The organism is Microbacterium meiriae, from assembly GCF_040685015.1.
Lineage (GTDB): Bacteria > Actinomycetota > Actinomycetes > Actinomycetales > Microbacteriaceae > Microbacterium > Microbacterium meiriae.
This window is the reverse complement of record NZ_JBFBHD010000002.1, coordinates 465,611-478,464: the sequence shown is the minus strand read 5'-3', so window position 1 is coordinate 478,464 and position 12,854 is coordinate 465,611. Positions and strand designations below refer to the sequence as shown.

At 69.6% G+C, this 12,854-nt stretch carries 13 protein-coding genes; 2 read left to right on the top strand and 11 right to left on the bottom strand.

The features are described from left to right. Positions 1 to 37 precede the first annotated feature (37 nt). From secF to pdxS, 9 genes are all read right to left on the bottom strand, one after another. Positions 38 to 1,027, bottom strand: coding sequence for a protein translocase subunit SecF (gene secF / locus AB0N68_RS10825; protein WP_280565377.1), 990 nt, complete (start codon positions 1,025 to 1,027; stop codon positions 38 to 40). Beyond that, positions 1,027 to 2,757 carry a protein translocase subunit SecD gene (secD, locus tag AB0N68_RS10820; RefSeq protein ID WP_187661523.1) on the bottom strand — a complete coding sequence of 577 codons (1,731 nt, stop codon included), beginning with the start codon at positions 2,755 to 2,757 and terminating at the stop codon, positions 1,027 to 1,029. Before secD ends, secF begins: the two co-directional genes overlap by 1 nt. 55 nt (positions 2,758 to 2,812) lie before the next feature. After that, complete coding sequence (locus AB0N68_RS10815; RefSeq protein WP_313366752.1) at positions 2,813 to 3,214, bottom strand: preprotein translocase subunit YajC; 402 nt, start codon at positions 3,212 to 3,214, stop codon at positions 2,813 to 2,815. 72 nt (positions 3,215 to 3,286) lie between these two features. Continuing rightward, the gene (ruvB, locus tag AB0N68_RS10810) at positions 3,287 to 4,312 is read right to left on the bottom strand and encodes a Holliday junction branch migration DNA helicase RuvB (RefSeq protein WP_259954516.1); all 1,026 of its coding nucleotides are present in this window, start codon (positions 4,310 to 4,312) and stop codon (positions 3,287 to 3,289) included. Beyond that, on the bottom strand, positions 4,305 to 4,925 hold the full coding sequence (gene ruvA, locus AB0N68_RS10805; RefSeq protein ID WP_187661525.1) for a Holliday junction branch migration protein RuvA: 621 nt from the start codon (positions 4,923 to 4,925) through the stop codon (positions 4,305 to 4,307). Before ruvA ends, ruvB begins: the two co-directional genes overlap by 8 nt. Positions 4,926 to 4,934: 9 nt before the next feature. After that, positions 4,935 to 5,519, bottom strand: coding sequence for a crossover junction endodeoxyribonuclease RuvC (gene ruvC / locus AB0N68_RS10800; protein ID WP_187661526.1), 585 nt, complete (start codon positions 5,517 to 5,519; stop codon positions 4,935 to 4,937). 45 nt (positions 5,520 to 5,564) lie between these two features. Beyond that, positions 5,565 to 6,326, bottom strand: a complete 762-nt coding sequence (locus AB0N68_RS10795; protein ID WP_187661527.1) for a YebC/PmpR family DNA-binding transcriptional regulator — start codon at positions 6,324 to 6,326, stop codon at positions 5,565 to 5,567. 173 nt (positions 6,327 to 6,499) lie between these two features. After that, positions 6,500 to 7,090: a pyridoxal 5'-phosphate synthase glutaminase subunit PdxT gene (pdxT, locus tag AB0N68_RS10790; protein ID WP_187661528.1), complete on the bottom strand. Its 591-nt coding sequence runs from the start codon at positions 7,088 to 7,090 to the stop codon at positions 6,500 to 6,502. Further along, positions 7,080 to 7,973, bottom strand: a complete 894-nt coding sequence (gene pdxS, locus AB0N68_RS10785; RefSeq protein WP_187661529.1) for a pyridoxal 5'-phosphate synthase lyase subunit PdxS — start codon at positions 7,971 to 7,973, stop codon at positions 7,080 to 7,082. The genes pdxT and pdxS overlap by 11 nt, the downstream gene beginning before the upstream one ends. An 89-nt stretch (positions 7,974 to 8,062) precedes the next feature. Between pdxS and AB0N68_RS10780 the strand changes: the two genes are divergently transcribed. After that, a complete protein-coding gene (locus AB0N68_RS10780; protein WP_280565369.1) occupies positions 8,063 to 9,370 on the top strand; it encodes an aminotransferase class I/II-fold pyridoxal phosphate-dependent enzyme in 1,308 nt (435 codons plus the stop codon). Positions 9,371 to 9,416: 46 nt separating this feature from the next. Further along, positions 9,417 to 10,268: a pyridoxal kinase PdxY gene (gene pdxY / locus AB0N68_RS10775; RefSeq protein ID WP_280565366.1), complete on the top strand. Its 852-nt coding sequence runs from the start codon at positions 9,417 to 9,419 to the stop codon at positions 10,266 to 10,268. A gap of 31 nt (positions 10,269 to 10,299) precedes the next feature. Here pdxY and AB0N68_RS10770 read toward each other — a convergent pair whose 3' ends face one another. Next, positions 10,300 to 10,854 (bottom strand): HIT family protein, encoded by a 555-nt coding sequence (locus tag AB0N68_RS10770; protein WP_187661532.1) that lies wholly within the window; start codon positions 10,852 to 10,854, stop codon positions 10,300 to 10,302. Beyond that, entirely contained in the window at positions 10,851 to 12,791 is a 1,941-nt protein-coding gene (gene thrS, locus AB0N68_RS10765; RefSeq protein WP_280565405.1) for a threonine--tRNA ligase, read from the bottom strand. Before thrS ends, AB0N68_RS10770 begins: the two co-directional genes overlap by 4 nt. Positions 12,792 to 12,854 lie beyond the last annotated feature (63 nt).

The window sequence follows — 12,854 nt, the reverse complement described above, 5'->3', positions numbered from 1 at the left end:
CGCGCGCTGAGCGGGGGTCGGCCCCGCGGCGGGGGCGTCAGGCGTCGACAGCCGCTTTGGTCCGTGCGGCACGGATGCGGGCGTCGCGCTCCTTGATCTGCGGCTCGTTCTCACGGAAGAGCGAGTACAGCGGCGCGGCCACGAACAGGGTCGAGTAGGTCGCCACGAGGATGCCCACGAAGATCGACAGCGAGATGTCGGTCAGAGTCTCGGCACCGAGCCAGAAGGCGCCGATGAAGAGGATCGCACCGACCGGCAGCGCCGCCACCACGGAGGTGTTGATCGACCGGATGAGGGTCTGGTTCACCGCGAGGTTGACCGACTCCCCGAACAGCCGCGACGTCTTCTCCCCGTCCTCCGTGGTGTTCTCCCTGATCTTGTCGAACACGACGGTGGTGTCGTACAGGGAGTACGCGAGGATGGTCAGGAAGCCGATGACGGCCGCCGGCGAGATCTCGAACCCGGCGAGGGCGTACACGCCGACCGTGATCACGAGCACGTCGAGCAGGCCGATGATCGCCGCCGCCGACATCTTCCAGGTGCGGAAGTAGATGGCGAGGATGAGGAAGGTCAGCGCGAGGAAGATCGCCAGGCCCCACAGCGACTGCCGGGTCACGCTCTCGCCCCAGGCCGGGCCGATGAACGAGGAGGCGACCGCATCGGGTTCGACGCCGTAGGCGTCGGCGAGGGCGCGCGCCACCTGCTGTGTCTCCGCCTCGGTCATCTGATCGGTCTGCACCCGGACGTCCTGGTCGTTGACGATGACGACCTTGGTGGCGGCGCCGGGAACCACCGACTGCACCGCTTCGGTCGCGGTGTCCTGATCCGTGGTATCGGGCGCGGCGACCGTGAACTGCGAGCCGCCGGTGAACTCGATCGAGAACTGGATCGGGCGGAACAGCGGCACGAGGGCCGAGCCGACGACCAGAGCGATCGCGATGATGAACCAGAGGCGGCGGCGGCCGACGAACGGGAAGGAGGTCTTGCCCGTGTAGAGGTTGTTGCCGAACTCATTCATGGAAGGCATCAGTTGTCTCCCTCTCTTCCGGCCGTGGTCTGTCTCTCGGCGGCGAGGGCCTCCGCCCGCTTGCGCTCGGCGATGGTCTGCCGGCGGTCCGCCTCTCCGCGCGAGCGCGCGTTCTTCGCCCCGCGCCCCGCGGATGCCGTGGCGACCTCGCGGTACTGCGAGCGGCTCCGGTACACGGCACCAAGGGCCTCCGGATCCAGGCCGGAGAGCTTGTGCCCGCCGCCGAAGAACCGCGTACGAGCGAGCAGCTGCATGACCGGGTGGGTGAAGATCACGAAGATCAGCACGTCGATCACGGTCGTGAGGCCCAGCGTGAACGCGAAGCCCTTCACCGTCGAGTCGGCGAGGATGTACAGCACCACGGCGGCCAGGACGTTGATCGACTTGGAGATGTAGATCGTCCGCTTCGCCCGACCCCAGCCGTCCTCGACGGCGCCCGTGATCGACTTGCCGTCGCGCAGCTCATCGCGGATGCGCTCGAAGTAGACGATGAAGGAGTCCGCGGTGAAGCCGATCGACACGATCAGGCCGGCGACGCCGGCGAGCGACAGCCGGAAGCCGATCCGCCACGCCAGGATGCAGATGACGATGTACGTGAGCACCGCCATCACCGCGATCGACGCGATGATCACCGTCCCGAGTGCGCGGTAGGACAGCAGCGAGTACACCGCCACGAGCGCGAGACCGATGAGGCCCGCGATCAAACCGATCTGGAGCTGCTGGGTGCCGAGGGTCGCGGAGATCGTGTCCGAGCTCTGCACCTCGAAGCTGAGCGGAAGGGCTCCGAACTTGAGCTGGTCGGCCAGGGTCGTCGCGCTCTCCTGCGTGAAGCTGCCCGAGATGCTGGGACGGCCGTCGAGGATGACGCCGTTCATGCGCGGTGCGCTGATGACCTCGCCGTCGAGCACGAATGCGAACTGGTCGCGCGGCGACAGTCCGTCGATGCGGTTCTGGTTGAGGCGGGTGCTGACCTGGCCGAAGGCGTCCGCGCCCTCGCCGTTCATGGTGAGCTGCACGATCCAGGCACCGGAGCGCGGGTCGCGTCCCGCGGTGGCGTCGGTGATCGCGCGGCCGTCCAGCTCAGCCGGGCCCAGGATGAACTTGGCCGTGTCATCGGGCGAGCAGGCGATCACCGGCTCGTCCTTCGGGGCCTTCGACGGGTCGTTGGCGGGGTTGGCGCAGTCGTACGCCTGGAACTCCGCCGCGAGCTTGTCGGTGACCCACGAGAGGTCGCTGGCGTCCGTGGGCTCCGCCGTGGGCTCCGCGTTCAGCGACGGGTCCGGGCTCGGGTACGGCGTGGAGTTGCCGTCCTCGCCGACGAATTCGGTGCTCGCCGCCGTGGTGTAGAGCACGGGACGGAACTCGAGCTGAGCGCTGGACTGGATGCGCTGCCGCGTCTGCTCGTCAGCCTCACCCGGGATCTGGACGACGATGTTGCGCCCGCCCTCGGTGGTGATGTCGGCCTCGGCGACGCCGGAGGCGTCGACACGCTGACGGATGATCGCCGCGGCCTGATCGAGCTGCTCCTGCGTCGGCGCGGCTCCGTCCTCGGTCTCGGCGCTCAGGACGATCTGGGTGCCGCCCTGCAGATCGAGCGCGAGCTCGGGTGTCCACGAGCTCTGCTTGAAGACGTACACACCCAGCGCATTGATGCCGAAGAGCACGCCCGTCACGAGGAGCAGGCCGAGGAGGACCCGCCAGGCGTGGCGGACGGGAGAGGATGAAGCCACGTGTGTTCAGCTTTCTGGAAGGACGGTGATCCGGGAGGCCGTGACGGCCTGCGTGCTACTTGTCGTCGGCGTCCCGCTCGAGGCGGGCGCGGGTCTCCTCCGGCGTCTCCAGCGCGGGAGCGGCGGTCTCGTCGACGATGTGGTCGTCCGCGCCGGCGACAGGCACGTCGACGATGGCGTCCTTGGGCTCCACGACACGGAGGATGGCCTGGCTGTGCACCTCGATGACGGTGCCGGGAGCGATCTCCACGAGGGCCGGGGAATCGAGGTCTTCGGCGTCGTACGCGACGATGGTGCCGTAGATGCCGCCCTGCAGCAGGACCTTGGCGCCGGGCACCGTCTTGGTCGCCTTCTCCTCCTGCTCGGCCTTCATCTGCCGGGTGCGCTTGCGCGTGTTGAAGATCATGAAGATCAGCAGGACGGCGAGGAGTCCGAAGAGGACAAATTCCATGGGCATGGGGATGGCGCCTTTCTCAGGTGCACGCACCAGCCTTTGGGCGCACAGCGGTATCGGGGAAGTCTTCAGCGATTATAGGTCATCCAACTTCAGCATCCCGTCCGGGTGCGCCACACCGAGGTGGTCGTAGGCCTCCGGCGTCGCGACCCGCCCTCGGGGCGTCCTGCCCAGGAAGCCGATCCGGACGAGATAGGGCTCGACCACGCTCTCGACGGTCTCCGGCTCCTCTCCCACCGCCACCGCGAGCGTGCTCAGGCCGACCGGTCCGCCGCGGAACCGACGCACCAGGGCCTCCAGCACCGCGCGGTCCAGACGGTCCAGTCCGATCGCGTCCACGTCGTAGAGGTCGAGGGCCGCCCGCACGCCGCTGAGCGTCGCCTCGCCGCCACCGTGCACGAGCGCATAGTCGCGCACGCGGCGCAGCAGCCGATTCGCGATGCGCGGGGTCCCGCGGGAGCGTCGCGCGATCTCGGAGAGCGAGTCCGTCGGGAGGTCGACGCCGAGCACCGCAGCGGAACGGCCGATCACCCGCTCCAGCTCCCCCTCGTCGTAGAACTCGAGGTGCCCCGTGAAACCGAACCGATCCCGGAGCGGATTGGGCAGCAGCCCGGACCGCGTGGTCGCGCCGACCAGGGTGAACGGCGACAGCTCCAGCGGGATGCTGGTCGCCCCCGCGCCCTTCCCGACCATGATGTCGATCCGGTAGTCCTCCATGGCGAGGTACAGCATCTCCTCCGCCGACCGGGCCATGCGATGGATCTCGTCGATGAAGAGGACCTCGCCGGGCACGAGGCTCGACAGCAGCGCCGCCAGATCCCCGGCGTGCTGGATCGCAGGCCCGCTGGACATGCGCAGCGGACGCTCGCTCTCGTGCGCCACGATCATCGCCAGCGTCGTCTTGCCGAGTCCGGGAGGGCCGGCGAGCAGGATGTGGTCCGCAGGGCGCGATTGGATGCGGGCCGCCTCCAGGAGGAGCTGCAGCTGTCCCCGCACCTTCTGCTGCCCCACGAACTCGTCGAGGCTCGAGGGGCGGAGGGCGCCCTCGATGGCGAGTTCGGACTCGTCCGTCGGCTCGGTCGGATCGAGGGCGTCAGCCACGGCCTTGGCCTGCCTGCGCGGGTCCGAGCAGCGCGAGCGTACGCCGCAGGAGGAGGGCGACCGACGCGCGCTCGGTGTCCGTCGCATCCGTCGCCGTCTGGGTCGCCGCCTCGGCTGCGACCTTCTCCGACCAGCCGAGCCCGACGAGCGCCACCGTCACCTGGGTGACGACGTCCCCGCCTCCGGCCGCCGCAGGAGCCGACGGCGCAGCCACGGGCTGCACCTTGCCGGCGAGCTGCACGACGATGAGCTTGGCCGTCTTCGGGCCGATGCCGGAGACCCGACGGAACGGAGCGTCGTCCTCCGCGGTCACCGCCTCGGCGATCTGGTCGGCGGTGAGGTGCGACAGCACGCCGAGCGCCGACTTCGGACCGACCCCGGTGACGCTGAGCAGCAGGCTGAAGATCTCCAGCTCTCCGCGGTCGGCGAACCCGAACAGGGACAGCGAGTCCTCCCGCACGATGAGGCTCGTGTGCAGCAGGAGCTTCTCCCCCACCGTCGCGGTGTGGGCGACATCGGCCGGGACCGCGACCGCGAAGCCCACGCCGCCGACGTCGATGATGACCTGGTCCGGCGTCGTGTGCAGCACGGTGCCGTGCAGAGAGGAGATCATCCTCTCAGTCTAGGAGCCGGCTCGTAGATATGTTCGAGCGACACGCTCCGCGTCGGCCCATGCGCGCTGCGCGGGGGTCAGGCCGCCGCCCGCGCGGCTCGATACCGGGGCGCCGCGGCGCCAGGCGTGACACAGGGCGATCGCCAGGGCATCGGCGGCGTCGGCCGGCTGCGGAGGGGCATCCAACCGCAGGATCCGCGCGATCATCGCCTGGACCTGACGCTTGTCGGCGGAGCCGTACCCGGTGACGGCGGCCTTGACCTCGCTCGGCGTGTGGGTCGCCGCCGGCAGGCCCGCCTCTGCGGCGATCAGGAGCGCGACACCGCTCGCCTGCGCGGTGCCCATGACCGTATGCGTGTTCTGCTGCGCGAACACCCTCTCGACCGCGACCGCATCGGGGCGGTGCTCGGCGATCGCGGCGCGGATGCCCGCCGCGACGACGGCGAGGCGGTCGCCGATCTCCGCATCCGGGGCGGAGCGGATCACCCCCACGTGGACCAGCGTGCCGCGGCGGGCACGGTCGACATCGACGATCCCGACACCGCACCGGGTGAGTCCGGGGTCGATGCCGAGCACGCGCAGCGAAGTGGTCACCCGATCAGGCTAGGCCGCGTGCGCCGTCGTCGACTCGCGCCGCGCCTAGGCGTCGTCGTTCTCGAGCTCCGCCTGGACTTCGGCGGACAGGTCGAAGTTGCTGAAGACGTTCTGCACGTCCTCGCTGTCTTCGAGCGCATCGATGAGGCGGAACACCTTGCGGGCGGTCTCGGCGTCGATCTCGACCTTGAGGTTCGGCACGAACTCGACGTCGGCCGACTCGTAGTCGATCCCGGCGTCCTGCAACGCGGAACGGACGGCCACGAGATCGCTCGCCTCGGTGATGACCTCGAAGCCCTCGGCGTGCGGCTCGATCTCCTCGGCGCCGGCCTCCAGCGCCGCCATCATCACGTCATCCTCGGTGGTGCCCTCGGAACCGACGACGATGACGCCCTTGCGGCTGAAGTTGTACGCGACACTGCCCGGGTCGGCGAGGGTGCCGCCGTTGCGGCTGAGTGCCGTGCGCACCTCGGCCGCGGCGCGGTTCTTGTTGTCGGTCAGACACTCGATCATGAGCGCGACGCCGTTGGGCCCATAGCCCTCGTACATGATCGAGGTGTACTCGACGGCCTCGCCGCCGATGCCGGCACCGCGCTTGATGGCACGGTCGATGTTGTCCTTGGGGACGGAGGTCTTCTTCGCCTTGAGCACCGCGTCGAAGAGCGTCGGGTTGCCCTGCAGATCGGCGCCGCCCAGCTTGGCCGCGACCTCGATGTTCTTGATGAGCTTGGCCCAGGACTTCGCACGGCGCGCGTCGATGACGGCCTTCTTGTGCTTGGTCGTGGCCCACTTGGAATGCCCGGACATAAGTCTCCGCTCGTCGTCTGCGCCCCGGAACGCCGCCCAGGGCGTCGTCCAGTCTATCGAAACGTGCCGCGGCACCGCTCCGGCTCCGCTGGCACAGGCGTTCGCGCGAGTTCAGGCATCTGCGCGCGGAGGCGCCTGTTCGCGCGCGCACGCCTGCACTCGCAGTCGCGAAGTCAACGGCGGGAGACCCGATCCAGGAAGCGCCGGTGGAACCGCGTCTCGTTCGAGATCTCCGGGTGGAAGCTCAGACCGAGCAGCCCGTCCTGCTCCACGGCGACCACACGGCCGTCCGGCAGCGTCGCGAGCACCGAGGCCCGCGGCCCCACCGCCTCCACGACGGGTCCGCGGATGAACGCCGCCGTCACCGGCTCGTCGAACGCGGGCACCGTCAGCTCGGCCTCGAACGACTCGGCCTGCCGCCCGAACGCGTTGCGCCGCACGACCGCATCGAGTCCGCCGAAGCTCTGCTGCCCATCGATCGCGTCGATGACCTCATCGGCCAGCAGGATCAGCCCCGCGCAGGTGCCGAGCACCGGCATCCCGCCGGCGATCGCGTCGCGGATCGGCTGCTGCAGCCCGAACAGCCGCGCCAGCTTGTCGATCACGGTCGATTCGCCGCCAGGGATCACGAGGCCGTCGACCCGGGCGAGTTCCTCGGGCCGACGGACCAGAGCGACGTCGGCGCCGAGGGCCTCGAGGAGCGCGGCATGCTCCCGCACGTCCCCCTGGAGCGCGAGGACGCCGACGCGCGGACTACCAGCCACGCTCGGCGAGGCGGTGCGGCGCGGGCAGGTCGCTCACATTGATGCCGACCATCGCCTCGCCCAGCCCGCGGGACACCTCGGCGATCACCTTCGGGTCGTCGAAGAACGTGGTGGCCTTGACGATGGCCTTCGCCCGCTCGGCGGGATTGCCGGACTTGAAGATGCCGGAGCCGACGAACACGCCGTCGGCGCCGAGCTGCATCATCATCGCCGCGTCGGCCGGGGTCGCGACCCCACCGGCGACGAACAGCACCACGGGGAGCTTCCCGGTCTCGGCGATCTCCGCGACGAGCTCATAGGGCGCCTGCAACTCCTTCGCCGCCACGAACAGTTCGTCCTTCGGCAGCGCGGTCAGCGCGGCGATCTCTCCCCGGATCTTCCGGATGTGCTTCATCGCCTCAGAGACGTCACCCGTGCCGGCCTCGCCCTTGGAGCGGATCATCGCCGCGCCCTCGTTGATGCGGCGCAGCGCCTCCCCCAGGTTCGTGGCCCCACAGACGAACGGCACGGTGAAGCCGAACTTGTCGATGTGGTTCACGTAGTCGGCGGGCGAGAGCACCTCGGACTCGTCGATGTAGTCGACGCCGAGCTCCTGCAGCACCTGCGCCTCTACGAAGTGCCCGATCCGCGCCTTCGCCATGACGGGGATGGACACCGCGTCGATGATGCTGTCGATCATGTCCGGGTCGCTCATCCGCGAGACGCCGCCCTGCGCGCGGATGTCCGCGGGGACCCGCTCCAGTGCCATCACGGCGACGGCGCCGGCGTCCTCGGCGATCTTCGCCTGCTCGGCGGTGACGACGTCCATGATGACGCCGCCCTTGAGCATCTCGGCGAGACCGCGCTTCACGCCTGCGGATCCGGTGGTGGGCTGCTCGGTCATGGGGGTCTCCTGTCGGATGATCCGAAATGGTTTTTGATCTAGATCAAAGGTAGCACTGTCCGCTCCGCCTAGAATCTCGGAGGAGGATCATGAGCGAGCAGATCAGGGGAACCACCGCGGCCGAGATCGCGGACAGCGTGCGCGCCCTCCGGGACCGCGGCACGCTCCGCCCCGGCGAGGTCCTTCCTCCGGTGCGCGAGCTCGCGGCGACACTCGGTGTCAACCGGAACACCGCGGTCGCCGCCTACCGCCAGCTCGCGCAGGCGGGACTCGTGCATTCGCGAGGGCGCGCGGGCACCGTGCTCGCCGGCGTCGACGTCGTGCCGCAGGAGGGCTACGCGCCGGACACCGTGCTCCGCGACATCGGCACGGGAAACCCCGACGCTTCTCGGATCCCCGACCCGTCGCAGGCGCTCGGCACGATCGGCCGCCGCCCCGTGCTCTACGGCGAGCCGGTGATCGACCGCGGTCTTGAAGCGTGGGCGAGGGAGTGGATGGGCGCCGACCTTCCAGGGCAGGACTTCCGCGTCACCGTCACCAGCGGGGCCGTGGATGCCGTCGAACGGCTGCTCGCCCAGGCCCTGATGCGGGACGACGCGGTGGCCCTCGAGGACCCCTGCTTCCTCGCGAGCATCCATACCGTGCGGCTCGGAGGGTACCGGGCCGTCACGGTGCCGGTGGACGAGGAGGGCATGACGGTCGACGGCCTCCGTGCCGCTCTGGACGCGGGTGTCCGCGCCGTCATCTGCACCCCGCGGGCACAGAACCCGACGGGCGTCAGCCTCTCCCCCGCCCGGGCGAAGGCGCTGCGGGCCGTGCTCGCCGACCACCCGTACGTGCTCGTGATCGAGGACGACCACTTCTCTCTGCTCTCGCAGCGCCCCTACGAGTCGCTGATCGGCCCGGAGCACCGACGGTTCGCCCTGGTGCGCTCGGTGTCGAAGTTCCTGGGCCCTGACATGTGCCTGGCCCTCGCGGCGACCGACCCGGAGACCGCGGAACGCCTGGCGATGCGGCTCAGCCCCGGCACCACCTGGGTGAGCCACCTGCTGCAGCGCCTCACGCTCGCCCAGCTCACCGACCCCGCCGTGCGCGAGGAGATCGCGGAGGCAGGTCGGCACTATGCCGCGCGGAACGCCGCCTTCGCGGAACGCCTGCGCGCGGAGGGGATCGACGCCCCGGACCCGGACGGCCTGAGCCTGTGGGTCGGCTTCGCCAAGCCGGCGCGCGCCATCGCCGACCACCTCATGCGCCGGGGCTGGCTCGCCCGCACCGGCGACGACTTCGCGCTGGACGAGCGCGCCGAGCCTTCGCGCCACCTCCGCCTGACCGTGCACGACCTCTCCGAGGACGACACGGAGACCCTCATCGCCGACCTCGTCGCCGCCGGACGATGACCACCCGACGCGGGCTCCGGCCCGCCCAGAATGAAAGGGACCGGGTATGAAGATCCTGTCCATCCAGTCCGCCGTCGCATACGGTCACGTCGGCAATTCCGCGGCTGTCTTCCCGCTCCAGCGCATCGGCGTCGAGGTGCTGCCGGTCTACACCGTCACCTTCTCGAACCACACCGGGTATGGCGCCTGGCGCGGCCCGCTGATCGACCCCGCCGATGTGGGCGAGGTCATCACCGGCATCGAGGAGCGCGGCGTGTTCGGCTCCATCGACGCCGTGCTCAGCGGCTACCAGGGCAGCGAGGGCATCGGCGACGTCATCATCGACGCGGTCGCCAGGGTGAAGGCCGCGAACCCCACGGCGCTGTACGCGTGCGACCCGGTCATGGGCAACGCGAAGTCCGGCTGCTTCGTGGCTCCGGCCATCCCTGTCCTGCTCCGCGAACGCGTGGTGCCGGTGGCCGACATCATCACGCCGAACCAGTTCGAGCTGGGCTTCCTCACCGAGACCGAGCCCTACACGCTCGAGTCGACCCTCGCGTCGGTCGACCTCGCGCGGGCGATGGGGCCGCGCACGGTGCTCGTCACGAGCGTCGAGCGGCCCGACCGCGAAGAGGGCACGATCGAGATGCTCGCCGTGGACGACGCGGGCGCGTGGCTCGTGCAGACCCCGCACCTGCCGATGAAGGCGAACGGCTCCGGCGACGTGACGGCGGCGCTGTTCACCGCGCACTACGTCGAGACGGGCAGCGCACAGACCGCCCTGGAGCGCACCGCCTCCAGCGTCTACGACCTGCTGCAGGCGACGCTCGACTCGGGCGAGCGCGAGCTGCAGCTCGTCGAGGCTCAGGAGTTCTACGCGAACCCGCGGATGCAGTTCACCGCCCGCCAGGTGCGCTGAGTCCCCGGAACGGGGACCCCGACGCGACGGCTCAGCGGTCGGCGGGGGGCCACGCCTCGGCGACGGCCTCCCGCACCTCGCCGAGGAGCTGCGGGAGCGCCTTCGTCTTGGCGATGATCGGGAAGAAGTTCGCGTCCGAGCGCCACCGCGGCACCACGTGCTGGTGCAGATGCGCGTCCACGCCCGCTCCAGCCACCGCTCCCTGGTTCATGCCGAGGTTGAAGCCGTCGCAGCCGGAGACCTCCCGGAGCACGCGCATCGCGGTCTGGGTGAGAGCGCCGATCTCGGCGACCTCCTCGGCCGTCGCCTGGTCGTAGGTGGCGATGTGCCGGTACGGGCAGACGAGCAGGTGACCCGAGTTGTACGGGAAGAGGTTCAGCAGCACGTACGCGGTCTCCCCGCGCGCCACGATGAGCCGCTCGGCATCCGGGTACTTCGGTGCCTCGCAGAACGGGCATTCCTCGCGCAGCGGCTCCGGCCCGGCCTGGATGTACGCCATCCGGTGCGGGGTCCACAGCCGCTGGAACTCGTCGGGCACCCCGACGAGACGGGAGGCGTCCTCGAGGTCCGCCTCACCGTCCGTCATGCGAGGTCTCCCGCCTTCAACACCAGCGCGTGCGAGGCGATGGCGGCGCTGATCCGGCGCACCGCGTCGGCGACCGGCACGCCGTTCTCCTGCGTGCCGTCGCGGAAGCGGAACGACACCGTCCCCGCGGCACGATCCTGCTCCCCCACGATGAGGATCAGCGGCACCTTCGCGGTGGTGTGATTCCGGATCTTCTTCTGCATGCGGTCGTCGGAGTGATCGACGTCGGCCCGCACGCCCGCCGCGCGCAGCTGCGCGATGACGTCGTCCAGGTAGTCGCCGTACTGCTCGGCCACGGGCACGCCCACCACCTGGCTCGGCGCGAGCCAGAGCGGGAAGTCGCCGGCGTAGTGCTCGAGGAGGATCGCGAAGAAGCGCTCGACGGAGCCGAGGAGCGCCCGGTGGATCATCACAGGCCGGTGCTTCTGCCCGTCGGGACCGGTGTACTCCAGCTCGAACCGGTCGGGCTGGTTGAAGTCGAGCTGGATGGTCGACATCTGCCAGGTGCGGCCGATGGCGTCGCGGGCCTGCACCGAGATCTTCGGGCCGTAGAAGGCGGCGCCGCCCGGGTCGGCCACGAGCTCGAGACCGGACTCGATCGCGACCTCGCGCAGCGTGTCGATCGCCGTCGCCCACTGCTCGGGCTCGCCGAGGAACTTCGGGTTGCCCTCCTCGTTCGTCGAGAGCTCGAGGTAGAAGTCGTTGAGGCCGTAGTCGCGGAGCAGGTCGAGCACGAGGTTCAGGTTGGTGGTGAGCTCCTCCTTCACCTGGTCCTGGGCGACGTAGATGTGCGCGTCGTCCTGGGTCAGACCGCGCACGCGGGTCAGCCCCGAGAGCGTGCCGGACTTCTCGTAGCGGTAGACCGTGCCGAACTCGGCCAGACGCAGCGGCAGCTCCCGGTAGGAGCGCCCGCGCGAACGGAAGATGAGGTTGTGGAACGGGCAGTTCATCGGCTTCAGGTAGTAGTCCTGGCCCTGGCGGGTGACGTTGCCCTCGTCGTCGAGGACCTCGTCGAGGTGCATCGGGGGGAACATGCCGTCCGCATAGGTCTGCAGGTGCCCCGACGTCATGAAGAGATCCTTCTTCGTGATGTGCGGGCTGTTGACGAGGTCGTAGCCGTTGCGCAGCAGATGCTTGCGCAGGTTCTCCTCGACCTCGTAGCGGATGATGCCGCCCTTGGGATGGAACACGGCCAGTCCCGAGCCGATCTCGTCCGGGAACGAGAACAGGTCCATCTCGGCGCCGAGCTTGCGGTGGTCGCGGCGCTCGGCCTCGGCGATGCGCTCCTGGTAGGCGCGCAGCTCGTCCTTCGTCGGCCATGCGGTGCCGTAGATGCGCTGGAGCTGCGGGTTCTTCTCGCTCCCCCGCCAGTACGCGGCGGCGATGCGGGTGAGGTCCCAGCCATTGCCGATCATGCGCGTGTTGGGCAGGTGCGGACCGCGGCAGAGGTCCTTCCAGACGACCTCGCCATCGCGGGTGGTGTTGTCGTAGATCGTGAGCTCACCCTCGCCCACCTCGACGGATGCCCCCTCGGCGATCTCGCCCTCGGAGGCCGTCGACGGGCCCTTGAGCCCGATGAGCTCGAGCTTGAACGGCTCGTCCGCGAGCTCCGCACGAGCCTCCTCGTCGGTCACGACGCGACGGACGAAGCGCTGGCCCTCGCGGACGATGCGCTGCATCTCCTTGGAGATCGCCTTGATGTCCTCGGGCGTGAACGGGGTGTCGACGCCGAAGTCGTAATAGAAGCCGTCGGTGATGGGCGGACCGATGCCGAGGTTCGCCTGCGGGTTGATCCGCTGCACCGCCTGCGCGAGCACATGCGCGGTCGAGTGACGCAGGATGTTCAGGCCGTCGGGGCTGTCGATCGTGACGGGCTCGACGTCGTCGGTGTCGGTGACCGTCGCAGCGAGGTCCTTCAGGACGCCGCCGACGCGCATGGCGACGACGTTTCGGTCAGAGAACAGGGCGAAGCCGTCGGTCGGCTGGGCGTTTTCAGGCAC